20 protein-coding genes are annotated in these 25374 nt (G+C 54.1%); 3 read left to right on the forward strand and 17 right to left on the reverse strand.

Annotated features, from left to right (window positions below):
• Positions 1-67: 67 nt before the first annotated feature.
• From MK110_15465 to MK110_15515, 11 genes are all read right to left on the reverse strand, one after another.
• Positions 68-2956 carry a TolC family protein gene (locus tag MK110_15465; protein ID MCH2212701.1) on the reverse strand — a complete coding sequence of 963 codons (2889 nt, stop codon included), beginning with the start codon at positions 2954-2956 and terminating at the stop codon, positions 68-70.
• Between the two features lie 556 nt (positions 2957-3512).
• The gene (locus MK110_15470; GenBank protein MCH2212702.1) at positions 3513-3818 is read right to left on the reverse strand and encodes an OB-fold domain-containing protein; all 306 of its coding nucleotides are present in this window, start codon (positions 3816-3818) and stop codon (positions 3513-3515) included.
• Positions 3819-3960: 142 nt separating this feature from the next.
• Complete coding sequence (locus MK110_15475; protein ID MCH2212703.1) at positions 3961-5232, reverse strand: hypothetical protein; 1272 nt, start codon at positions 5230-5232, stop codon at positions 3961-3963.
• A gap of 21 nt (positions 5233-5253) precedes the next feature.
• Positions 5254-6804: a long-chain fatty acid--CoA ligase gene (locus MK110_15480; protein ID MCH2212704.1), complete on the reverse strand. Its 1551-nt coding sequence runs from the start codon at positions 6802-6804 to the stop codon at positions 5254-5256.
• A 48-nt stretch (positions 6805-6852) separates the two neighbouring features.
• On the reverse strand, positions 6853-7059 hold the full coding sequence (locus tag MK110_15485; GenBank protein ID MCH2212705.1) for a hypothetical protein: 207 nt from the start codon (positions 7057-7059) through the stop codon (positions 6853-6855).
• Between the two features lie 231 nt (positions 7060-7290).
• Positions 7291-8307, reverse strand: coding sequence for a mannonate dehydratase (locus tag MK110_15490; protein MCH2212706.1), 1017 nt, complete (start codon positions 8305-8307; stop codon positions 7291-7293).
• A gap of 196 nt (positions 8308-8503) precedes the next feature.
• Positions 8504-10735, reverse strand: coding sequence for a hypothetical protein (locus tag MK110_15495; protein ID MCH2212707.1), 2232 nt, complete (start codon positions 10733-10735; stop codon positions 8504-8506).
• Between the two features lie 107 nt (positions 10736-10842).
• Positions 10843-11340, reverse strand: coding sequence for a hypothetical protein (locus MK110_15500; GenBank protein MCH2212708.1), 498 nt, complete (start codon positions 11338-11340; stop codon positions 10843-10845).
• Positions 11337-12299: a hypothetical protein gene (locus MK110_15505; protein ID MCH2212709.1), complete on the reverse strand. Its 963-nt coding sequence runs from the start codon at positions 12297-12299 to the stop codon at positions 11337-11339. Before MK110_15505 ends, MK110_15500 begins: the two co-directional genes overlap by 4 nt.
• A 151-nt stretch (positions 12300-12450) precedes the next feature.
• The gene (locus MK110_15510) at positions 12451-13491 is read right to left on the reverse strand and encodes a rod shape-determining protein (GenBank protein MCH2212710.1); all 1041 of its coding nucleotides are present in this window, start codon (positions 13489-13491) and stop codon (positions 12451-12453) included.
• Between the two features lie 157 nt (positions 13492-13648).
• Complete coding sequence (locus MK110_15515) at positions 13649-14620, reverse strand: rhomboid family intramembrane serine protease (protein MCH2212711.1); 972 nt, start codon at positions 14618-14620, stop codon at positions 13649-13651.
• Positions 14621-14793: 173 nt separating this feature from the next.
• Between MK110_15515 and MK110_15520 the strand changes: the two genes are divergently transcribed.
• The 3 genes from MK110_15520 to MK110_15530 all read left to right on the forward strand — a co-directional run bounded on the left by MK110_15520 (position 14794) and on the right by MK110_15530 (position 20214).
• Positions 14794-16503: a hypothetical protein gene (locus MK110_15520; protein MCH2212712.1), complete on the forward strand. Its 1710-nt coding sequence runs from the start codon at positions 14794-14796 to the stop codon at positions 16501-16503.
• Between the two features lie 397 nt (positions 16504-16900).
• Positions 16901-17602 carry a hypothetical protein gene (locus MK110_15525; GenBank protein MCH2212713.1) on the forward strand — a complete coding sequence of 234 codons (702 nt, stop codon included), beginning with the start codon at positions 16901-16903 and terminating at the stop codon, positions 17600-17602.
• 125 nt (positions 17603-17727) lie between these two features.
• Entirely contained in the window at positions 17728-20214 is a 2487-nt protein-coding gene (locus MK110_15530; GenBank protein MCH2212714.1) for a hypothetical protein, read from the forward strand.
• Positions 20215-20407: 193 nt separating this feature from the next.
• Here MK110_15530 and fmt read toward each other — a convergent pair whose 3' ends face one another.
• The 6 genes from fmt to atpG form a co-directional block, all read right to left on the reverse strand.
• A complete protein-coding gene (gene fmt, locus MK110_15535) occupies positions 20408-21352 on the reverse strand; it encodes a methionyl-tRNA formyltransferase (protein MCH2212715.1) in 945 nt (314 codons plus the stop codon).
• 88 nt (positions 21353-21440) lie between these two features.
• Positions 21441-21803, reverse strand: a complete 363-nt coding sequence (locus MK110_15540) for a (2Fe-2S)-binding protein (protein MCH2212716.1) — start codon at positions 21801-21803, stop codon at positions 21441-21443.
• Positions 21804-22048: 245 nt separating this feature from the next.
• Positions 22049-22294 carry a hypothetical protein gene (locus MK110_15545; protein ID MCH2212717.1) on the reverse strand — a complete coding sequence of 82 codons (246 nt, stop codon included), beginning with the start codon at positions 22292-22294 and terminating at the stop codon, positions 22049-22051.
• A 112-nt stretch (positions 22295-22406) separates the two neighbouring features.
• Positions 22407-22805, reverse strand: a complete 399-nt coding sequence (gene atpC / locus MK110_15550; GenBank protein MCH2212718.1) for an ATP synthase F1 subunit epsilon — start codon at positions 22803-22805, stop codon at positions 22407-22409.
• Between the two features lie 74 nt (positions 22806-22879).
• Complete coding sequence (atpD, locus tag MK110_15555) at positions 22880-24325, reverse strand: F0F1 ATP synthase subunit beta (GenBank protein MCH2212719.1); 1446 nt, start codon at positions 24323-24325, stop codon at positions 22880-22882.
• Between the two features lie 4 nt (positions 24326-24329).
• Positions 24330-25214, reverse strand: a complete 885-nt coding sequence (gene atpG, locus MK110_15560) for an ATP synthase F1 subunit gamma (protein ID MCH2212720.1) — start codon at positions 25212-25214, stop codon at positions 24330-24332.
• Positions 25215-25374 lie beyond the last annotated feature (160 nt).

Genomic DNA, 25374 nt, shown 5'->3' on the forward strand with positions numbered 1-25374 from the left:
CTACGGTCCGGATAACCGGAAGTGTATCAGAACAAAGCTCGGACAGACGATTTCGCTGCCGGTGTTTTCATTTGGTTCCGGACGTTGTGGACAGCGACAAATTGAGATCTTCCCGGAATCCCATCTGACCTCGGTTGCCTGATGAGCCCGGCATTATATCTGCTTCAGGTGTGTTTTCTGACAGTGCAGTCGTTCGATATTCGGATTCGAAAACGCGACGGGCAATTTGCCTTCCTGCTCTCCCGTTCATCGCCTGGCGGGATTCGCCAGCAGAAGAACCTGTACGGCTGTTGTTCTGCATGAACTCCGGATCCTGTTGAACTTTTCCTGTGGAGGCCTGTTCACTGTCCGCATGTTGACGTTCCGGCGGGAGCCACTGATGCGGGACCGCCGGCGGCAGTTGCTGATTCTCGCCTGCTGCTTCAGCAGGCGACAGGAGTTCATGAATCGGTACGTCAATCCATAATCCACCGGCGTCGATCTGCATGATTCCGAGTTCTCGGTAGAGCTGCATCCGGGTTGCGTGGTAGTTGAGCCACACACTCATCAGATTGTTTTGTGAATTTCGAAGGTCGGAGAGTGCGAACAAAAGATTTTGTGCGAGCGTTGGACCAAACGACTGTGGAAGCTGCCCGGGTTCGGCGGGTGGCACTGGCTGATTCAGTGCCTCGCGGGTCTGATCAACGCGACGAATCGCGATCGCCACAGCGCGACGCTGAATTTCCAGATTGTTGTACAACTGTTTGAGGCCACGGATCAAATCCCGAGTGTTTTGCATGATTTGATCTTCAAACTGGATCATCTGTCTTCTGGCCTGCTGATATTCCACCAACTGCTGTCGGAAACTATTGCGTTCCAGCAGTCGGGTCAGAGGCGGATCCAGACGTACTGACGCACTTAGAGATCCCGTTTGTCCGTCGAATTTCACCGGGTTGCTTCGACGTGTACTCATGTCACCGTCGAACCGAATACTCAGATCAGATTTCAATGCGTTGGCATTAAACTCGATCAGTCGCCATGAATCGACGAGTGCTGCCCGGTTATTCATCCAGTCCAGTCGGTTGGTGCGGGCGATTTCCAGTGCCGTTTCCGATGTCAGATCAATCGGATCAACCATGATCATTTCCAGACGAGTGCGTGCCTGAACCAGGGATCCTTCACCAAGAATGGCACCAACTTCGTTCAGAACTTCCACAACGCCGTCAGCGACGGTCTCACGACGGTCTTCCGTCAGGCTGGATGCCAGTTTCTCGAGCTGCGAACCGGTCTGCAGCAGCCGATCCTGAAGTGACACAAGTTCGGTCTCCAGCCTCTCTCGCAGGCCTTTGAGTTGCCGAAGTTCTTTACCACGTAGAGTCGGGCTCCGTTCCGGAACCACCTGATCGAGAGCCTGAAGTTCTGACGGCAGTTGTTCCAGGTGCTCACCCACGAGTTTCACAAATCTGCGGACCTGGGTAAATGCGGACTTCAGCTGCTCGTCAGCCGGACGTTCCGGCAATTCTCCAAAGTTTCCGATATAGGCGGTGATTTGTGTCTGCAGCTCAGTCAGCTCAGGAGCAATGAGCTGAAACTGACGGATGATCGTATCGTCCGGCGTCAGTTCCAGATTCGGCGGCAATCCCAGTGTGGTGCGTTTGAATCGGTCCTGCGTGGTCGCAAAGGCGTTGAGTGACTGAAGCAGATTGGCGCGTTCGGTTTCAATATTTTGGCGGAACTGATCCACCTGCGCAATATCAATCAGGCCTGCTTCCAGGTTGGATTCCAGCAGCGCCAGGGTCTGGAGTTGGGCATTCAGGCTGTCTTCCGTGTTACGAATCTGCTGAATCTGCTGAAGCAATCCCATAAATCCTCCAACTGTTCCGGCCCCACCACCGGCGAATCCGGCCCCGCCGTCAGCTCCTCCGGTGCCCCCGCCTCCTCCTCCGAATGCGCGACCGAACCCTGTTGCATCGCCGACGCCGCCGAAACCGCCTTGTCCCTGGCCGGAAAATCCGGTGAGCCCGGTTCCTCCCTGAAAGCCGCCTCGTCGCTGCGGCCCGCTGACACCCAAATCACCGATGGCCACTCGGGTGAAAAATCCCTGACGATATCGCTGCAGTGACCTGAGATTGCCCAGTAACGCTCGTTCAGCAATCGTCAGTCGTTCGAGCTCAAACTCTCGTCCTCCGGCCCTTAAAAGTGGCTGTAAAAACGTGAAACCAAGGGTTGATTGTGCGGTACTGGAATCCGGTCCGAAAAATTCCCACGTAAATGAATTTGCAAAATCGACGAGGAGCTGTCCGCCGGTCGCCATTCGACGATTGAACGTGGCAGGACTGAAACCCGAATCTGTGTTAATTGCCAGAAGGTTACTTTCTCCGCCTGGACGTTTCCTGCCGAGATGTGTGGAGCTGATTCCTGTTCCGCCAAAGAACTGCACGTCGTACCGGAATCGTTCCGAACTGACATCCAGAGCCGAAAAATAAAGTGTTTCCAGCTGTTCCTGCCAGTCAGGAGAATGGATCAGTGCCAGTTTCACCGAATCTTCCAGCGTGAACAACATCTCACCCTGTTCATTACGAACGGTCGCACTGTCGAGGTACTGTTTCCAGTAGGGATTTTCCAGATCAGTGATGTTGCCGTTGGCGTGCCATTTGTCCCAGTGTTTCTTCCCGTCGAGGCAGTGCATCAGCCGATGGGCTGTCGGATCATCGGGAGGCATCGGTGGGTGATCAGGGTCGTACATGTCGGCATAGCGACTTCTGTGGTCGACATCGATGTTGAAATTGCGCAGCCCCCAGCGAGCGTCGTTCGACTTTTCTTCAATCAGGCATGCGACTTCATGATCTGCCTGCAGACGATAATGCTCTCGGGCACAACCCGACAGGAACAGTGCACACATACCCACAGCACTCGTGACCAAGGTCTGCGTAAAACGCAGCGCTGCCTCACGATCAGATACATATTTCGCGAACATTAGTGACGAGTGTTTCGATCGTTGACCGCAGTTGTGGCAATTCTGAACCACTTCTGTCCCCCCCTGAACAGAATATCAGCGGCGCTTACACTACGTTGTTGCGCCGATATGTTTGCCACCAGTTACCCCTTGGCTGGCACGCAAACCGTCATCGTTTTTGTGCTGTTTGCTCATTTCTAAGCGAACAGTAGACTTTCGGCACGCCGGAAAACGTCAGTTTGGCCAGGAGATGGCTTTGCCAGATCCTCATGATGATTACGGACGCGCAAGCTATGAGTAGCAATCGGCGTTCTGAATTTACCTGCTTGAATGAATATGTGGGTTGAACGGTCTGTGACGGGTTCTGCGTATGCCGTTCCCGGTTCTGCTGTAGGCTGGAATACACCGGACCCCGCTGTATCAGCAGGCATTGCCGGATCAACGGGGACTCTGGCACGTGTGCATCGGTTGACCGGTCGTCATTAGACGGACGATACCGTTGCCGTTGCCGGTGACTATTTGTCTGTCGACGTCGGTCCGGACGAAAGAGGTGCACGGATGCCGCCACTTGTGCTGTTCAGCGGTTCTCTCTTTCGTCTGGCATCGAGCGCGGCCGGAAGGTCACAACCGATTTGGCACTGGATACCGCCTTTGCATCGTGAAACACGATTTCCACAGGCATACCAGTGGAAATTGATTTTGGGTCCTGTGTGTTGACACCTTCAATCCGGGCAACAACACGAACGTTTTCATCGAGTTGCACAACACCCGTGCAACAGGGATTCGTTCGGCCGTAGCCTTCTTCTTCGAGTGCCGGGGGCGGAACAGAGATGCAGGTCGCTGCCACCAGCCTTCCGGTTCCTTTCATTTCTGTCCATTCCATCTCCCAGCTGCGGCATTTGGGACAGTAGCATCGTGGCGGTACGAAATGGACAGAACAGGACAGGCACCTGGATCCCATGAATCTGCGTGCAGCGAGAAATTCAGCGAAGGAATGGTCGCTGAAGGGGTGAGTTTTCAATCGGTTATCTCCGCTCAAGAATCGTGAATGTGCTCGTGCCGCCGGTTCCGCCCAGATTGTGAGCCGCTCCGATACGCAGGTTGTCGTTGGGAATCTGCCGGTTACCGGCTTCCTGTCGCAGCTGGAGCCAGACTTCCACCAGCTGCGCGGCTCCGGTGGCACCGACCGGGTGTCCTTTGCATTTCAGGCCTCCTGATGTATTGATTGGCTTGGGACCGTCCAGCCGGGTCAGCCCGTCTGCGATGGCTCGGAAGCCTTCCCCCGGTCCGAAGAATCCAAGGTCTTCGATGTGCATGATCTGGGCAATTGAGAAACAATCGTGAACTTCGGCAAACTGGATGTCGTCCGGACCCAGACCGGCCATGTCATATGCTTCTTTTGCCGCCTGCCGCGTTGCTTCGAAGCTGGTGAGATCTTGGGCGGCATGTAGTCCGTGCCCGCTGCCCTGACCGATGCCGGCCACGTAAAGCGGGTTGTCTGAGAACCTGTGAGCGATCTCCTCCGCAACCAGCAGCAGACAGCTGGCTCCGTCACTAATCGGACAACAGTCGAACAGATGGATGGGCGAAGCCACCGCAGGATTGGCTGTCGTGTCTCGCAGAAACTCCTTTTCATCGGACCACGCCGGAACTGGTTCGCCGCGGTCCGCTGCACGTCGTGTTTTGTCCTCCATGATTTTTCGGATTGAACGGTTCAGCTGAGCTTTGGGATTGAGTTCAGCGTTGTTGTGACTTTGGATTGTGACGTTCATCAGGTGCTCACGTGTGGCACCATACTTTTCGAAATACGCACCGGCGATGACACCAAATACGCCGGGAAAGGTGAACCCGACTTCGCGTTCACCCGGCATCGCCGCCAGCGCCAGACCCTCGGCAACCTCCGCAGTGGAGCGACCGGACATGTCCTCAACGCCACCGACGAGTACGACATCGTAGAACCCCGAGGCAATGGCAAACACCGCTTCGCGAAATGCCAGACCGCTGGAAGCACAGGCACCTTCGGTACGGGTGGCCGGCCGGGGAACATGACCCAGAGCATCAGCGAGGACTGCTCCCCAGTGCGACTGAGCTACGAAGAAGTCGTTGGTGAAATTGCCGAAATACAGCGCGTCGATGACCGACGGATCGAATTCGTTATCCACTGATTCGGCCATTTGCCGGAATGCTTCCAGAAACAGGTCGGTCGAATTCCTGTCGCGGAGCAGACCGAATGCAGACATTCCCGCACCCACGACGGCGACGTTGCGTGCAAGTTTTCTCTGTCGGTTTCGGTTCATGGGCGGCTCATGTTATGACAGTCATGTTTTACGTGTGTATTTCTCGCGAAGCACACGCTTCATCATCTTCCCGTAATTATTCCGGGGGATCTCGTCAACGAAATCGACAGATCGCGGCTTCTTGTAGCTGGAGACATGTTGGCGACAAAAGTCAATCAGCTCCTGACCTGTCACTGAGTTTCCGGAGGTCGTCGACACAACGGCCTTGACGGACTCACCCCACTCGGGATCGGGCACGCCAATCACGGCCACTTCCCGAACAGCCGGATGCCGTACCAGCACTTCTTCAATTTCACGAGGATAAATATTTTCGCCACCGCTGATGATCATGTCTTTTGAGCGGTCCATCAGGAACAGATATCCGTATTCGTCAAAACAGCCGATATCACCCGTGTACAGCCATCCGTTCTTCAGCGAGGCTGCTGTTGCCTCGGTGTTTTGCCAGTAACCCTTCATCACCATGTCCGAACGTGTCACAATTTCGCCGCTGGATCCGGACGGCAGCGGGTGGCCGTTTTCATCGACAACAGCCACTTCAACATCGGTTCGCGGGATCCCCACAGAAGCCAGACGCCTGTTCTGATCGTGATCGCCGTCTACAACGTGGTCCCGGTGCGGCAGGTACGTGATGGTCATCGGCGATTCTCCCTGGCCGTACAGCTGAACCAGGCACGGTCCAAGCTTTGCGATGGCAGTTGTCAGATCCTCCGCCAGCATGGGCGCGCCACCGTAGATCACGGATTTCAGGGAACTTAAATCGCAATGGTCGAGTTCCGGACAGTCAATCAGTCGTTTCAGCATGGTTGGAGCCACGAAGATATTCGTGACACGATGCTGTTCGATCAGACGCAGCACACCGGCCGGGTCGAATGATGTACTGTCGGGAATCACGTGAGTAGCAGCCCTGGCGACATTGGGAACAGCATACAGACCGCTGCCGTGGGACAGCGGCGCGGCGTGCAGCGTGACGTCATCCGGACCGCAGCCAGGACACATGTCGGCCAGACAGTTCATCGTCATCGCCGTGAGATTACGTTGGGTCAGCATCGCTCCTTTGGGCTGGCCGGTTGTTCCCGATGTATAAAACAGCCAGGCCACATCGTCCGGTGCCAGATCGACGTCCTCAAATTCAGATACCGATTCGGAAAGTACTGTTTCGTAGTCCAGTAATCCTTCTTCCGCGCCGGAAGTCGTAATGAAGTGACGCACCGTTGACATTTGATTTTGACGTTGTTTCAGCGCCAGATTGAACTGTTCCGTGGCCACAACAACTTTTGATTCCGACTGATCAATAATGAACGTGAATTCATTTGGGTGCAGTCGAAAATTGATTGGTACGGCGCCGAATCCGGCTTTGAAACAGGCAAACATCGCTTCAAGCATTTGTGGTCCGTTGTACATCAGCAGTGCAACATGATCGCCTTTGGATACCCCCAGTCCGGCCAGTGCACCGGCGAGTCGATTGACACGTTCATTGAACTCCGCGTAGGTCCACATCTTTGAGCCGTGTATGATGGCTGGATTCTGCGGAATACTGCGGGCGGACCGGGTCAGGAACTTTCCGATATTCATGACAGACTCATTCAGATTCGGAATTCAGGTTCAATTTGGTGGCTGGCATCAACGACTGTGATCATTGTATGTTCGTGACCGATTGGCACTGGCGAATACACGATAGACCAAATGCTGAATGTGATCGGGAACAAACCTGTGACCTGGCACCCGGCGCAGAACATCCATCACAGGTTGTTCATTGCTTCCACGTACCGCAATCTGTTCGTCCACCATCTTCCGACGCAGGTGTCGGTACATGTCCTCCTGTCCCACCTCAGATTCCTTCGGGGGTGCAAACAGGATACGCACGACATTCGGTAACGCGTTTGCCGGTGGGGCTACTAGGTTCGCGGCTGGATTCGTATCCTGTTCGCTGGGTCGTGGTAAACACTGTGATTTGAACCGTGACGACTGTCTGGTTGTGGATTTGTGGTATCTCACGGACCCTGATTTCTCCCGACGGAATCCTGCCTGCTCGGGCAAATGATCATGGCTAAATTTCGATTAGCTGTCGATGGCGGCAATCAATGCCTTGATGTAACCGACAGTCCAGGCGCGGGCCCGGTGACACCAGTCAGTATCGCCAACCATTCGCGGTACATGATCCGGGATCAGAAAGCCGTTAAAATCGACCTGTCTGAGTGCGCGAATCGTTTCGACAGGATCGCAGTTCCCTTCGTCCAGCAGACATTCAGTAAAACACTCTGCCGGCCCCTGGACGTCTCTAAAATGTACGTAAAATATTTTACCACGCTCGCCGAAATACTGAATCGCATCCAGCACTCCTTCGCCGGCTCGCATTTCGGACCAGCAACCGTGGCAAAAATCAAGTCCATGCACGGGACTGTTGAACGTGTCCATTGCTCGTCGAAAATTTTCAAAATTTCCAAAAATTCGGGCGACTCCGCCTAAGCTTCTGATTGGTGGATCATCGGGGTGTAATGCCATTTGCACTCCCGATTCTTCGCAAACCGGGAGAATTCGTTCCATGTACCAGCAGTAGTTGTCCCAGATGTCTGCATCTGTGTACTCTCGATCAATCGGTATCGTCGCATAAACACTGAAGCTTGTTTCTTCGCCTGGTCGAACCGACTTTGCTTTTTCGTAATCGAACGAAGTGGCCAGCGCCCCGCCCCCGACTGGTGTATCGTCTGCGGTTCGCCAGACGCCGCCCGGCATGAAGTGATAACCGAGGGCAGGAACACCCGCTCGACCCAGATTACGCACCGTGTGGACCATGTTGTCGAGTTGTTTTTCCCGACCGGGTTGGCCGAGCATGATCCTGTCGTAAAACGTGGCTGGTACGTTTTCAATTGCCATCAGTCGTAAACCGGCGTCGTTCGCACTCTGTACGGCCTTGGCAATGTCTTCGTATTCCCAGCGTTCCGAACCGGGAAACTTCGGGGTGTTCAACAGAAAGTCATTGCAGCCGCACTGTTTGATAAACTGCAACCGTTCGCTGCACACCTCATCGAATTGTCCCATTCCGACTCTCATGGGAAGTTCCTGGAGGTTAATCATTTTTTCACTGTCTTTGCCGGCTGTGGTTTCGTATGAGTCCTCTCGCAAGGCAAATGTGGAGGTGTCACGCCTTGTGAACAAGCATGATATCGGTGAGACCGGCGAGCTGCGAATGACGTCGATTTCCAGACACCCCGGGCCAGGTTGAAGGCTCTGGGTTTTTCTGTCGGGTTAGCCTCGTGCTGCGACAGCCAGACTAGAAACCTGTGGCACCAATCAGATGATTTTCAGCCATAAAACGAATCATTTCTCGCGCCACAGGTCCTGCTGCACGACTTCCGGAACCACCGTGTTCCAGCACCACAACGAAGGCGTAGCGGGGCGCGTCTGCCGGCAGATAACCAGCAAACCAGGCATGATCCGGTTTTCCCGGTGATGTCTGGGCGGTTCCGGATTTACCGGCAACTGACATTCCGCTGAGCCGTACAGATGAATATCCGGTTCCGTACGGCTGTTCCACGGCTGCTGTCAGCCCCTCGCGAACGGCGTCCAGTGTTTCACGGTGCAACCCCGTAATCCGGTGACGTGACAAATCACGTGGTGAGTCGTCTATGTCATCCGCTGTTCTGGCGATTCCATCGGGACTCACAACGTGAGGGATCACCAGCCATCCTCCATTAGCGATCGCTGCCATCATACGGACGATCTGTAGTGGAGTGACTGTCAGACGCGACTGTCCGATTGCGAGGCCCAGCGTTTCACGTTCGAACTGATGACGATCGGCTTCCGATGACGCTTGCCGCGGACGTGGCGGTAATTGACCTGATTTTTCAAACGGCAGATCAATACCCGTCTGGGCACCAAAACCGAAGCGAACGCACCAGTCGTACAGAAGATCAATGCCCATACGACGGGCCGCTCGGAAGAAATAGACGTTACAGGACTGAGCCAGCGCCCGGTGAAGAGTCATGTCTTCATGAGCTGTTCCGTAGAGCCGAAAGATCAGGCAGCGGTGCTCATCAGGATTATTCAGATACCCCTGACAGTAAACAGGTGTGTCCGGATTCAGTGTTCCGCTTTCGACTGCGGCAGCCCCGACCAGTGGTTTGAAGACCGACCCGGGAGGCAGCGTTACTGATGTTATACGCGACAGAAACGGCTGACGGTGATCAGAGTTGACCACAGACCACTGCTCCGCCGTACCCGCCGTAAACAGCTTCAGATCAAATGCCGGAGCGCTTGCTGCAGCAAGCAGCCGGCCGGTCTGTACGTCCATGATAAGCAGGCATCCGCCCCGCGGCGTCGTTCGGGATGAATTCTCCTCTTCTGCAGGGTCCGGGAGCAGCGACCGGGGCAGATCCGTCAATGCTTCGGCCAGAAGTCGTTCTGCACGTCGCTGCAATTCCAGGTCAAGTGTGAGTACGACGTCACCACCAGCCGCAGCATTTCGTATGATCGACGATTCGACAATTTGCTGGCGACGATTTCGTACTGTTTTTTTTAGTCCCGGTGTTCCGCGCAGTCGATGGTCCCACGAGAATTCCACGCCGGACCTTCCGTGACGCGGAATCCAGTCACTGAGCGCCTGCCTTGTCTGACTGTCGAGCTTTTTTCGTTCTTCGTCACGCAGGATTGTACGCGCCCCAACGACATGACTTCCCAGTGACTGCAGGGGATAGGTGCGACGTGTCGAGACAGTGACCCGGGTACCGGGAAATTGCTCCGGATGTGCCCGAATGGAAGCCGCATCGGCCAGAGGGACATCTCGCAGGATAAGATGAAAGCCCTCCTCTTCCCGAACAACAATGCGATCCTGGCCGGTTCGTCGAGGCGAAGTGGTGATTGCTCGCCGGATTTTTGCGGCAATCCTCAGTGCCACGCTGTCCGGTTCCGTGCCAGGAAGGGCGTCGTGATCCAAGACCTCGGCGCCGGACAGTTGTCGCAACCGATTAAGATGACGACGATTAACGTCTGTGGCAATTCGTTCAACCCGATTTTGAATTCGCTGACGTGTCGTTTTCAGTGTTTCTTCAGAAACACCTGAGAGTTCCTGCAGGGTCCGCCACAAAGATGCTCGTTCGAGCAGGCGCTGTTCACGGACATGGGCTGTCAGTTCGGAGTTGCGTCGTTCTTCGCGAGTTAACTCTGAGCCAATATGTTGCTGCAACCACCGTTCACTGACCGGTTCCTGCAGCCAGCGATAGTGGACCTCGACAGAGTACAGGTCTTCATCAGCAGCCAGAACTCCTGTGTCCGTGAGTATTCTGCCGTCTCGTGCGGGAATGATTTCGTATTCTGTGGTCGTTATGTTGAGTGCATTGAGGTACGACTCCCGAAGCTGGATCTGAATCCAGCCGATTCGTCCGAGAACGCAGCCGACTGCAACACCGAAGACTGCGACGAGCAACCGGAACCGGTCTTTCGATCCCGGTTCGATGGTTTCGCGTGCATCACCAGCGAACGCCGAATTGACGAGTTGATTGAGCATAGACGATCAACGTCACGGGCCCGGGATGAACACTGAGACACCGCCGGCCTGTCTGCGGGCAGTCCGGTACCGAACGCACTTGATATTCAAATTCATTAACAACCGGATCAGGTCATCCGGCGCAGGCCGAATTCGCCTGCAAGTTTCATGACTCCGGTCATCAGCACTGTTAAGGGGATTGATACCATCGCATACGACCGAATGAACTGCAGAGCATCCCGCAGGCTGTAATGTTGAGTGATGATTGCCGGAGCAGTTGATACCAAAATGGCAACAACGACCAGGACTGCGGGCTGGATCCAGTCGGGGATTTGTGGCACCCCGGGGCGTATTGTTCCCCATGGATCAGAAGCTGTTTGCACGATTAGTACTGTGGCGGCAAACGTGAGTACAACCGGGAGTAGTGGGATGCCCTGCGGACGAGCAATCCAGTCTAGAACCAGTATAATCCCACCGGTAAAAACTCCGTCGGCCGTACGATTCCACAGCATGCTGATAATGACCAATGGCTGCAGGACCGCCCCGGCTGGCAGAACCCCGGGTCGGCTCTGTTCCAGAATCATCGCACCCCATGCGAGTATTCCGGTGACCAGGAATCCTTTCATTGAAGTCTCCGCACCGTTGTTGACTCGTGTCCGGCTGAAATTTGATCAGCATTGAGTCCGGGTACGACGACAGCAACTTCGTTGATTCCGGAAAGCTCCATCGCGGGCTTCATGAAAACGGACCATCCCGCAGCTGACTCGAAGTCGGCCTTCACGACGGTCCCGTAATACAGACAGGGTCCGGACATCCCGTTAATATCAGCCGAGAACACTTCATCGCCAACGGCGACTGATGCCACGTCTGCAATTCCCGATATTCGACACGAATCTCCGGTGCCTTCGAGCATGCCTTCGATGCCTGTCTGAGTTCCGTGAGCGGAATGCCGAATTAGTCGAATTCTGGCAGAATAAGATTCATCCGTCACCGGTACCAGTTGACTGACCCATCGTCCGGCCCGGGCAATTCGACCCACCACAACTGATCCTGCTATCACCGGTCGGCCATCGGTGACTCGGTGGTGGATGCCGGAATCCAGCACCGTTCCTGTGGCGTCCAGCACCAGTTCCGATCGTCTCAATCCATGGACTTGTCCTGCATCGATCATGGCCAGCCGAAGACAGGACGGCATACCGTGACGGCTGAGAATCTGAGCAGAAACCAGATCGAAACCAATCAGTGGCGCCCGTTGATCACTATGTCCATTCGATGCACTCAGTCGCTGCAGGCGATTGTGCAGTTGAGTATTTTCGATGATCAACTCTCGGCGTTGTTGCTCCATCTCCTGCAATTGTGACGTTAGTGATGACAACCGTGACTCTTCTTCTGCACCGGTAAAAACCGACTTTGGGCTTTCGGAGACTGCGGCAACCAAAAACCGTCCGGGACTCAGGAAATCGTTCATCGACAAACGCAGACCGGACAGTATCTGAAACCGGTCGGCTGTCGCTGCCACGATGGTCAACAGCAGCACTCCGGCGAATGCAGTCCACAGATTGCGGGTCTGATGAGCTGAGTTCATATCACCAAGTCAGGACTTATGACGCCGATCGCCGCGAATTATGAATCATGGGTGGGAGCGACTGAGTTTTATTGTGAGATGTGATTGTGATGGTCAGTGAAACATGAGACCGACGAAGTCAGAAATACCGCCTGAAACAGGTTCGACAAATTTAAGCTCCACTGTCCAGTCGATCGCTCCAGCGGTCGAGATGTTCCAGACAGATCATGGCTCCACGCGTCACTGTGGTTCGGGGAGACTCCGCAATTCGGACAGGAAGTCCAAGTCTTTGGTTCAAATACCGATCGATTCCCCGGAGAAGTGATCCGCCGCCAGCCAGAACCATTCCGGTATCAGCCAGATCTGCAACCAGTTCGGGCTGCGAGCTTTCTATCGTGGCACGAACGGAATCAACGATTTGTTCAAGTGGTTCCTGCAACGCCTCCCGCACTTCTTCGCTGGTTACTACGGCTTTCCGCGGCACTCCACTGGCCGTATCCAGTCCGCTGATTTCTCGACTGACTTCGTGATCGAGCGGAGCCGCGCTTCCGATATGCCGCTTGAGTTGTTCGGCCGAATGTTCTCCCGTGCGTAGGGAATACTGACGGCGCAGATACTGGACGATAGCAGCGTCCATGGCGTCTCCTGCGACGCGGATCGAGCGACTTGCCACGATATCTCCCAGACTCATGACTGCAACTTCTGTGGTTCCTCCTCCAATGTCACAGACCATACTGGCCAGAGGTTCAGACACCGGCAGTCCCGCACCAATTCCTGCTGCACGTGATTCTTCGATCAGCCAGATTCGTCCGGCTCCGGCACGCTCCAGGCTGTTGAAGACGGCACGCTTTTCCACAGCAGTGATTCCGCCGGGAACAGCAACAACAACTCGAGGCTTCATCCCCATTTTTTGGCGAGCTGCCTTGCCAATGAAATACCGCAGCATAGATTCGGTGAGCTGGAAATCACTAATGACGCCGTGGCGCAGGGGACGTACAGCGGTGATACTTTTCGGGGTGCGTCCCAGCATTTGATGAGCCAGCTTGCCAACGGCAGCCCCCTTACCGGCCACCTGGCGTGAGCCGGAAGGCACCGCAACCACAGACGGTTCGTCCAGTCGGATCCCTTCGCCCGGCAGGCCAATCTGAGTTGAAGTCGTCCCCAGATCGATCGCTAAATCCGAGGAAAATTTTTGTCGCATCCAGCTGAGCATCCGTACTGCCAGATCCCTTTGTTGGCATTTTTCCGAATCCATCAGGCCGTTTTTGCCATTGGCAGGTTTCAACGACCCATTATTGCCTGTGGGCAATTGTATCGCCGATCGGCAAACCACCGCAAGATGCACAAACGGGCTGCGGTTGACCGGATTGTCAACGCTGCCGTTGTATTCCTGATTTCCAAAGAGTCTGCCAGGCTCCCAGAAGGATCCCGGCAGCAAATCCAGCTAGGTGAGCTGCATTGGCAATCGGGCCGAAAGCACCGCCCATGCATAGAAACAGCCACAGAACAGCAAAGACCAGTGTCTCCTGAGGGAGCCCTAACCCCTGGTGGGGCTGGGTTTTACCCTGCATCCAGACATATCCGATCATCCCGAATACGACGCCCGACATCCCCCCAAAAGTTGGACCGGACCAGTAAAATTCAGCTAGATTTGATATCAGAGCAATCAAAAACACCAGCACAAGAAAGCGTCGCGTGCCTTTTACAGACTCAACGGAAGACGCCAATTGCTTCATCCACATCATATTGAACAGGAGATGCAGGACACCGAAGTGCAGGAAAATCGGGGTGATCGGTCGCCAGACTTCCCCGCGTAAGACCGCGTTCCACGGGGTTTCGTATTGGATCATGCGGGTACCGTCGTAGTCAACAATTTCCATGTGAGCGACGTACAGGTGCCTCAGCAGAACGGAATCCTGATTTGTACACAACGCGGGGAACCCGAGCATGCCGGGTTCCATACGTTGCCAGTCTGTACACACAACGGCCACCAGTACGGAAATTGTGATCAGGAGGGTGGTGGCCGGATGAGCGTACCACCAGTGGCCACTCCAGCGTTTTGTCATATCGATCTGACGTCGCTGAATCTTCTTTTGTACGGCCGTTTCCTGACGTGCCAGCTGCTTCGCCTGGCCCACGGCCGTGTCGTAGCGACTGTCTTGCGGATCCGCCCGGAAATCTTCCAGAATCTGCCGCGCAGTCTCACGATCATCGTCGTTGATCACCCAGATGATCCACTGACCCTGCTCTTCTTCGACCTGAGCCGCGATCGACTGCGTCATCAGATAGGCGGCAAGTCGCCCGGCATTTTTTTTGTCTTGAAAAGCTGTGAGTTCGCGCATTTCCCCGATTCCAGTGGTGCCGCAACAGACCGTCCTCACAATAGCAACCGTGGTTTGATGACTCCAGTTGTGATCTGGAGCAAATAACCTGCTGATGCATGCTGGTCGGCCGCTGCTGCCCTGCACATAATGCATTCCGGCAGAGTCTACAGAACTTTAGCGGACACCGTATTGTGGCACAGCGTCCTCTTAGCCCGCATCTCGGCGGAATTGTCCATACTTACCAACAGTACGACCCGGCAAATTTTCCGCCGTCGACAGGGGCCTCACCCGATCTTGTCTCCCCGGTATTTGAACACATGCTTCACTGGGGGTCGATGAGAGAATTCACGGAAGAGGAGCTTGCCAATGCCATCCGGCTGGACCCGGGCCAGTTCCCCGGACTCGGTCCCAGCCTTGAGTCGCTGATTGCTATTCTCGAAGAAAGACGAAAACGTATCCTGGAAAAATATGAAACGGATACTGTTCGGCAGCTGGCGACTCAACAATTCGCAGAAACGTCTGCAAACATCGATGCCCCGTCGGAATTTCGTAAACAGCTGTACCGGACGATTCGTACTGAGCAGCTCTATCAACTGGAGCGTTTGTGGTATCAGGCGGAGCGCAGTCACCCGGAGTTTGCTTCGGGACTGTTGTGGGCGATGCAGGCACTTGGTGAAAAGTACAAGATCGAGTTTCTTGCATCAAACTGGGAATTCACGGGGCGCGAGGCTCTTAGTATTCCGCGGGCGATTGAAGTTCTGGAGGAACTCAAACAGATCGAAGAAGTACTGAAACAGCTGCAAGAAGCCAAAGAAACGGCTCAGCTGGCGATCATTGACATGGAGGATCTGGCCGACTTTGCCGATCCGGAATCGATCGAACAACTTGAAGAGTTTCAAAAACAGGTCCAGCAGTATCTCAAAGATCTGATGCAGAAACAGGGCATTACCGATGCCGATGGTCAGGTGCAGCTTTCGCCTCAGGCATACCGCATCTTTCAGGGAAGACTTCTTGAACGTATTTTCAGCGATCTGGAATCCTCGCGTTCCGGACGGCATCAGGGACCTGTCGAAGGCGAGGGCGCGGTGGAACTGCAGCGCACCAGGCAATATGAGTTTGGTGATTCCGTGGCACAGATGGATGTGCCTCAAACCATGATTAACGCCATGCTGCGGCAGGGAACGGAACGGCCGCTTCGTCTTCAGTCGCGGGATATCGAAGTCCATCGGTCTCGCAACAATCCGAAGTGTGCGACGACCGTCCTGATGGACATGAGCGGGTCCATGCGCTACGACGGCCAGTATGTGAACGTAAAACGCATGGCTCTGGCTCTGAATGGACTCATCCTGTCTGAGTATCCTGGCGATTTCCTGCGGTTCATCGAAGTTGCCAGCTTTGCAAGAATGGTGCCCGCCGGGGATGTGGTCTCGCTGATGCCGAAAATTCCGACGATCACGGATCCGATTGTGCGAATTCGCGCCGATATGAGCAACGAGGATATCAGTGTCGGTCAGATACCGCCTCACTTCACGAATTTGCAGCACGGTCTGCAGATGTCGCGGCAGTTTCTTGCCGGTCAGGATACTCCGAATCGACAGGTAATCCTGATCACCGATGGACTGCCAACAGCTCATTTTGAAAACAGTGATCTTTTTCTGTTATACCCACCCGATCCTCGTACAGAACGTGCCACGATGCGGGAAGGTCAATTGTGCCGTCACGAAGACATTACGATCAACATCTTCCTGTTGCCCAGCTGGTCGCAGTCGCACGAAGATGTTCAGTTTGCTCATCGCCTTGCCGAAGGCACTGGTGGTCGAGTGTTTTTCACCGCTGGCAGCGACCTGGACAGATTTGTCGTTTGGGATTACGTCAATCAGCGGCGTGAGATTATTGGATGAGGTCTGCGGGCGACTGAGTCGTAGCGAGTCTTACCAACAAAGGCGGGTGTTTTGCGCATTGCAGCCTGCTTTGTGAACGAATCATCACGTGGACGCAATCGCTAATGGAATACAGCAGTTTACCGGCACAAACGTGGGTTTAATGCGACGGTAGCAGGTGCAATAACTGCAGGCCGCTCCGTTGCCGCAGATTCCTGCATCGGCAGACTGTTATTCAGCACTTGATGAATCCGTCTTTCCAGACAATGAATTGACGCAGTTGGCTTTCTTCAAATCCGGCCAGAAATGTATCAGGAGACGGGAGAAATATGCCGGACGTGTGGTTTCGTATTGCAATTTTATCACCTCATAACGATTCTGTGCTCTCCAAAGAATTATTCTATCGCTGGCAACTTACATGAAGAAACACGGATTCAAAAGCTGGGTTTTTAATCGTATTGAGGTCCAGCGCAGGATGACGGCTGCTGCCCCCGTGGGCATGGCGGCCGTCGGGCTTGTTTTATTCCTGCTTGAGGCGGGATTCCTTTTTCTGGTGTTTTTCAGTGCCTACAGCGCAACCGCGGGAATTCTGGTGAATCTCGCGGTGTTTGGAGTCATGGGACTGTATACCTGGAATCAGGCCCGGACTGATCTTTGTGATCGCAAACACAAAGCAGTTTGTAACAACGACAAGATCGTACTCAACCTGGTTCCTGCAACATCGTCGGTATGGTCATGGGCTTTTGGGAGTATGGACCCGGACCTTTCCTATGGGGAAAAATTCATTGGGATTGCAATGCTGGTTCCGCGACTGTTCTTTGGCGCATGGTATACATGGCATCGTCTGGAAGACGTGAAGAACATTGATTCAAAAACCACCCTGGATGTCATGAAAATCCTGTTTCGCAGTGACCAAAGTGTAACTGTGCAGGCTATTGCTGACGGAATTGGCGATGCTGACCTGAACAAAGCAATCAGGGACATTTCATTGCTGGACGGTGTCGTGTTTATGACCAAGGAGGGAGTCAGCGTGTCAATTGCGCCGCGTCTCAATGAAGAATTCGAAGCATGGCGTTCTATCGAGTCCACAAAAGATAACGGTGAGCTGGTTGGTCGGTAGCCGTCGGAATTGTCTGCTGTCTGTCGAGAATCTCGGCAGGCTGTGTTACATAATCACGAAACAGAAAATAAAGCGTCCTGTACAGTCGGTCACTTTTCTGTCTGTGTGACTACCGGTGGTACTCAATGGTCGCCGGGGACCTCCGTTCGGCGTACAATCAGGACATGCGCAGCTCGAACAGAACCATTCGGACAGAACTGCCCGTTGAACTTCGGGCGTTGATACGCATGCTCCGTCGGCAGATGCGCCGATATTGTCTGCTGTCCGGACTGTTAGGGTTGGTCACTGCCGCTGCTGTCATCTTTTGGGTAACTACCGGACTGGATTTCGGCTGGTTTGCGCTGCAGCGACTTGAACTGCCTGTTGGCCTGAGAGCAGGACTGCTGGTCGTGATGCTGGCGGGAGCCGTGTGGTTATTGTTCCGTAATCTGGTGGTGCCACTGTGGCGGCGTCTTCAGGACCGAGATCTGGCCCTGTTACTGGAACGTCGATTTCCGGAATTTCAGGACCGTCTCATTACGGCCGTCGAAGGTGTAGAGGGTCTGACCTGCAGCGGGCCGCTTTCATCTCAAATGCTGGCTCGTACGATTTCTGACGCATGTCAGATGTCACAGAACACGCCCTCATCTGCTGTTTTCAAAACTGCTCCGCTCAAACAACGCAGCTGGACGGCCGGAATTCTGGCAATGTCAGTTGTCGCCACGGGCGCGGCAGCACCGGAGACTCTGCCCCGATGGTGGAAAGCATTCGTCCGCTGTGATGTCGTTTATCACGAGCGAACGACCGATCTGGACGTCTATGTGATCCAGCAGCCTGGCGACCGACGGCTGGCATTTCGAACACTTTCCGAACAACGAGTCTACCTGCACCCGAGAAGCAACGATTTGGAACTGGAATTCATAGTTCCGGAAACCGTGCGCCGGAACGGAGAGCCATGGGTCATTCCGGAACGTATTCGAGTCGACGTCCGACGGACCGACGGGACGACCAGTCGGACGTATGTGTCGCCCGCCTCTGAACGGACGTTTCGTTATGTGGTCACTCGATTGCAGGAAGACATCGAGATTGAATTGCTGGCAGGCGACTTTCGAATTCCGCGGCCACTCACTGTGCGAACGGTTTCACCGCCAGTACTCGACAATATTACACTTCAGTGCAGATATCCGGGTTACACGCAATGGAACCAACTGCGCGGAACTGAACTACAAATCACCGGCAGTGAAGTTTCACTGCCGGTTGGAACAGAATTTCGTCTACAGGCGGTATGCAGTAAACCACTGCAGGCAGTCCGTATTTCCACGAATGAGTTTGACCTGTCCGGCGGTGCGGATACATCAGTTATTGAAATCCACGACGGTGGTTTGCCCATTAGGGGGGCAGGGCTGATTTCGGCGGACGGTTTTCAGGTGATGACTGATTTTGTGTTGATGAGAAAGGATGAAAAAATTCCTGCAGAGGAGCAGGACGATCTGCTGTACAAACCGGACACAGAAGATGCAGCATTGTACCCGGAGAATGTTCTCAGAATTCCTCCCAATACCTCATTGAAATTCTCACTGCATGACCGCGACGACATCGTGTCCACTCGTCCGCTGGTCTTTCACGTTCGGGGTATTGAAGACCGTCCTCCGGTGATTGATGTTCGTGTTGACGGAGTTGACAGTGCCATCACGCGCCGAGCTGTTATTCCGTTCACCGGTTCCATTAGTGACGATTACGGGCTGATGTCGGCCGGCTTCGAATTCACAGTTGACGACGAGACACACTGGCGCCCGCGACCGTTTTCGGACGCATTTTCAAAAAACGCCACAGTGTTCTTGCTTGGTCGTGAGACGATTGAGTTGCCGTCCGTTCGCAAACCCGAGTTATTTCAGGTGCAGCCGCTGGACCTGACTGAAGGGCAGACTCTGTCGATTGCCCTGACGGCCGGCGACGGCTGTGCGATTGACAATGTCAACATTTCTCGTGGTAATCCATTCGTCTTTAGAATTGTCAGCAACGAAGAGCTTCTTTCGCTGTTGTACGCCCGGGAGATCAACCTTCGACGACGATTTGAGCAGGCACTGCGCGATCTTGAACAGGTGCGTAACGATCTGATGCTTCACAAAGTTGTTGCACTTCGAATCGAGTCCGCGGGTGATGAAGCATCCTCCAAAGATCGTATCGGACTCACGACATGTGCGACTGGCAGTGGCAATACTCTTCGGCGTCAAAGAAACGAATTCAAATCAATCCTGCTCAGCTTTGACGAGATCATTCAACAGTTGATCAACAACGCTGTTCCGCCGGCTCAGTTGTCTGAAACGATGAGACGAAAGATCGTTGTTCCGCTGCAGGCAGTCGTAAATACCGAAGTGCCGAAGGCCGACCGGGTGTTGAGCCGTTTCCGGGTCGCTGCAACAGAACGGAAACCGGTATTGGAGCTGGTTACCGAATCGGAAAAACAGATTAGCTCATTGATTACGAGGCTGAAGCTGGTCCTGGAAAGCGTGAAGGATATGGCTGAATTCCATGAAGTCCTGAGCGATCTTCGCGCCGTCCATGAAGAACAGAAACGTATTCAGGAAGAGACCAGACGGCTGAAACGTCAAAGACTGATCGACAGTCTGTAGAAAACCCCGGTATAACTGCTTGTGGCTGTCCGTAGACTGATACCGGACTCAAGTTTCTGTCCCTCTCAAAAACACTAAAAGCTTTGTGTTTACAATCGGGGTGACTGATTCCGGGACAACATTTTTTATTGTGCGGCCGCTGGCAACGTCGGGACCTCACTGATCGCAGATTCTGTGTGCGGCTGGTCCAAAACTAACGACCGAAACGGAGTCCCGTTGCAGTCCGATAACCATTCATGAATGCGATCGCGTCCATGGATTGTTTCCCTTCCGGCTGAATGCGGTTGACCTGCAGCATCCCGGAACCGGTAGCGACCGTGAGAAATTTTTCCGTTTGGACGATCGTTCCTGGTTCGACAGTAGTTGTCTTGGTTAACGGCTGCACATCAACCAGAATACAACGCAGCCTCCTGTCCCCGGAATCCATCCAGGTGCTCGCTTTAGGCCAGGGCTGCATCGCTCGTACCTGACAATCGATTTCGACTGCTGACTGTGACCAGTCGATGAATCCGTCTTCCTTGCGAATCTTGGGAGCCAGTGTGACCAGTCCGCTGTCCTGAGGTTCGAAAATGACTGTGTTGTCGGCCAGACGACTGAGGACTTCCAGAGTGAGGGGACCACTCATCTCCGCCAGACGCTGCATGAGTTCGCCGGATGTTTCTCTGGGGCCAGTTGCTGTGGTAACTCGTCCGACGACGGGGCCGGAATCCAGTGCCGGTTCGATCTGAAATATCGTGACACCCGTCTCGCAGTCGCCCTTCCAGATCGAATACTGAACCGGCGCGGCTCCCCGGTGACGTGGCAGGAGTGAGCCGTGAAGATTAAATGCACCCAGGCGGGGTATCGCCAGAAAATCGGGCTTCAATATCTGACCATAGGCTGCGACGACAAATAAGTCGGCGTTAAAAGACCGCAGTTCGTCCAGCACATCCGAATTATTGACCCGCTCAGGCTGGCGTACCGGTATGTCGTTTTCTTCTCCCAGCACCCTGACCTGGTTCACGTGACGATGATGGCCCCTGCCGGTACGATCGGGCTGGGTGTAGACTGCCACAACATCATGTTCTGACGCGATTAGTGCGCGAAATGACGGTAGCGCAAATTCACCGGTTCCCAGAAGCACAAGTCGCAGCGACATGACTGGCCAATCCTGCTGCTAGAGCGTGGTTCCCGGTCACCTCACCGGGTTAGTGTCACACCGGTCCGGCCCGGCGTCACAAATCCGATCAGCCCCAGAATTTATCACCGTGCCAGTTGACCGGTGGGTGTGTCTCGATTTCCATGTCGCCGTGGACTTTGGCCTGACACGCCAAACGCACATCTTTTCCTTCATTACTCAGGACCTTGAGTCCCAGTAACGGATGAGCCCACTTCCACAGTGATTCCAGAAGGCCCTTCCGGCTGCAGTTGTCAGAACCCTTTTTGACAATCACATTGCAGCTGCCGCAATGGCCGAATCCCATACAGTTGAAAACTTTGTGCGGGCCCGAATACAGCTGTACGCCGTTTTTCCTGGCAATGGATCGGAGGTTGTCGCCGTCCGCCGCATCGGCAATCACCTTCTCTTTAACAAAGTTGATTTTGGGCATGGTCAGGACTTTCGATGGAATTGTTCGCGATCCGCCGAAGCGATCGTACCATGACACACACCAGGCAGCGACACGGAGACTAGGTCACTTTGACATTCACAATAATCGGAAATTCCGGGCAGGTCAGTTTCTTCCCGACTAAACAAACACGATTGTCACTAAAACCGGCGCGTCATCTGATTCATATCTTCAAAAAAGAGACACTCTGCAAGTCTGAAACTTACTAAGTAACAAATGTCAACGACTCAGGACTCACGACTCTGCACAGTGTACAGTTTCTGAATGTCTTCGAGTGTGACTGTGATTTCCCGGGTAAACCCGGTGTGGCTGCGCTCATACCGGATTTTTGCGGCGAGTTGCGGATGCTCGTGAATGGTCTGTGAAACCCAGCGACGGTCTTCGTTGGAAAGTTCCTCGCCAACAGACTCATCCCACAATGTGCGGGTTTCTATCACCAGATCGTCGATTCTTGGATCGAATTTGCCTGCCATCTGTTTGTTCCCGGCTTTATGGCTTCACTGCATGAAGGACGCTGCTCGTCAGTTGCATGCGTCGAATACAATCAGTGTGAATCGACACGACAGAGTCACTTTCCGAAGAATGTTAGCTGCCGGCTGAGAGACTGACCAGCTTCCGTGCTCGTTCCTGGCGGTGCATCAGTGCAGCGAGCTCCTCATCGCCAACGGCTTGTTCGGCGATGGCAGCTCCCAGATCCGCTTGTGCCTTCGTACGATCAATTTCACTGAGTGGCTGAACCGAACTGGTCAGGACGGAGACCTGTTCGCCCTTGACCTGAATGAATCCCCCGTCAATAAAATAAGATTCGCTACTTCCGTCGTTGCCATTGATCCTGAGTTCCCCAATACCCAATCTTCCAACCACGGGAGCACGACGAGGATAAACACCTGCGCTGCCATCGAACATCGGCACTCGAATCGACGCGACCGTGCGATCAATGACTGTCTTTTCGGGAGTAACAACAACCAGATTGAGATCTGCCACAAATTGATTCCAGATTTTTGTCTTTGTCTGTTCAGCTAATAGCCACTAAATGCTGGTCCTGTCCATACTGCGGCCTAGGAGCCGGATTCCGCCTGCATTTTCTTGTGCTGTTCTTCTGCTTCCTCGATGGCTCCAACATACATGAAGGCCGCTTCCGACAGGTGATCCCACTTACCGTCGCAGATTTCTTCGAAGCTGCGAATCGTTTCTTCCATCGGAGTAATTTTTCCAGCTTTTCCCGTGAACACTTCTGCCACAAGAAACGGCTGTGAGAGAAAGCGTTCGATTCGGCGAGCACGATGGACGATCATCTTGTCGTCTTCACTGAGTTCATCGACACCCAGAATGGCGATGATATCCTGAAGTTCGCGATAGCGTTGCAGTGTCTGCTGAACACGACGAGCAATATTGTAGTGCCGTTCACCAACATATTGTGGGTCCAGAATCCGACTGGAAGATGCCAGTGGGTCAATCGCCGGATAGATCCCTTTCTCTGAGATCTTTCGTTCCAGGTAGATGAACGCGTCCAGGTGAGAAAACGCAGTCGCCGGAGCCGGGTCTGTGGGGTCGTCCGCAGGAACGTAGACGGCCTGTACAGATGTGATCGCCCCATTGTTGGTTGAAGTAATACGCTCCTGCAGTTCGCCAAGTTCGGTGCCGAGCGTTGGCTGATAACCGACTGCGGAGGGCATGCGACCAAGAAGTGCAGACACTTCGGAACCGGCCTGAGAGAAGCGAAAGATATTGTCAACGAAGAGCAGTGTGTCCGATCCCGTTGCATCACGGAACCACTCGGCCATTGTCAGAGCAGACAGAGCGACTCGCAGACGGGCACCAGGCGGTTCGTTCATCTGGCCGAATACCATGCAGGTTTGTTCGATGACCGACCGTCCCGTATCGCCGATTTTGGTTTCCTGCATTTCCAGCCAAAGGTCATTCCCTTCACGGGTACGTTCGCCAACTCCGGCAAAGACTGAGTAACCACCGTGAGCACTTGCTATCCGGGCAATCAGTTCCGTCAGAATTACGGTCTTGCCGAGACCTGCACCACCGAACAGGCCCGCTTTGCCCCCACGAACGAACGGGGTCAGCAGATCGACGACCTTGATTCCGGTTTCGAACAATTCGGTTTTGGCCGAAAGGTCCTCGAGTTTGGGGGGATGCCGGTGAATCGCCCAGCGATCGTCGTGCTCGACCTCGCCGCGACCATCGATCGCATCTCCCGTGACATTGAATACCCGTCCCAGCGTTCCTTTACCAACTGGGACAGACAACGGAGCACCAGTGTCGGTCACCGTCATTCCGCGGACCATGCCATCCGTGCTGCCCAGAGCCACACAGCGAACTTTGCCGCCTCCAAGATGCTGTTGCACCTCACCCGTGACGTTGATCTCGATACCCTTGACGGTCTCATCGATCTTTAACGCATTGTAGATTTCCGGAAGTTTGTCTTCCGGGAATTCGGCATCAAACGTTGAACCGATGATCTGACTCACCGCACCTGTATTTGCATCGCTCATGTTGTTACTCCAGTGCTGCTGCACCACCAATGATTTCGGCCAGTTCGGAGGTAATTGCCGCCTGACGCGCCCGGTTGTACTGTTGTTTCAGTGTACCCGCCATTTCGTCCGCATTTTCAGTTGCTCCCTTCATGGCAACCATCCGGGCAATTTGCTCACTGACGGCAGCATCGAGGAAACACTTGAACAGTCGTGCGCGGAACGCAGCAGGAACGAGTTCTTCCAGAATTTCCTGGGGAGACGGCTGGAATTCGTAATCAACGGCGGCACTGCTTGATTTATCTTTGGAATCGGTCTCGCTGCCGAGGCCCGCGAGAGGCAGAATTGTTTCGACAACTGCATTTTGACGTGAAATTGATTCGAACGCGGTGTAGGACACGTCGAGTCGGTCGATTCGCCCGGCGACAAAATCTTCGACGAACCGTTTTCCCAGTTCATCGACTTCTGTAAAGGTTGGTTTGTCTTCGAAGTGTGTATAGGTGCGGTCGATTGCGATCTGCTGAAAATTCAGAAACTTGATGCCACGTTTTCCTGACACTTCCAGTGTGTATTCAACGCCGGTTTCTTTGAGTTCCTGAAAATGACGAAGAGTGTTGCGGAGCACGGATCCGTTATAGCCGCCACAGAGTCCGCGATTGGAGGTCAATACGAGGAGTACCGATCGCTTTGTTTCAGGTCGTTGCTCCAGCAATGGATGTGAAAACTTCAGATCAGCCTGCCCCAGGTCGCCGACGATTTCTGATATCTTTTTCGTATAGGCAGCAGCTTCGGTCGCACGATCCATCGCCTTCTTAAAACGACCCGTCGCGATCAGCTCCATCGTGCGGGTGATCTTACGAATGTTGCGGACTGACTTCAGTCGTTTTACAAGTGACCGTGCGTTAGCCATGTTTGTATCTGATGCTGCGTTCCAGCCCCGGAGGGACGGCAGGGTGTCGCCTTGGGCGAAAGCCTGAGTTCGCTGTTATTTCATACGATGAGGCCTGACGGGAGGACCGAGGTCACCGCCGAGATTTTTATGTCGCCTCTTCGAGGATTATCTTTCCGTT

The sequence above is a fragment of the Fuerstiella sp. genome, from assembly GCA_022447225.1.
In the GTDB taxonomy this organism is placed as follows: domain Bacteria; phylum Planctomycetota; class Planctomycetia; order Planctomycetales; family Planctomycetaceae; genus S139-18.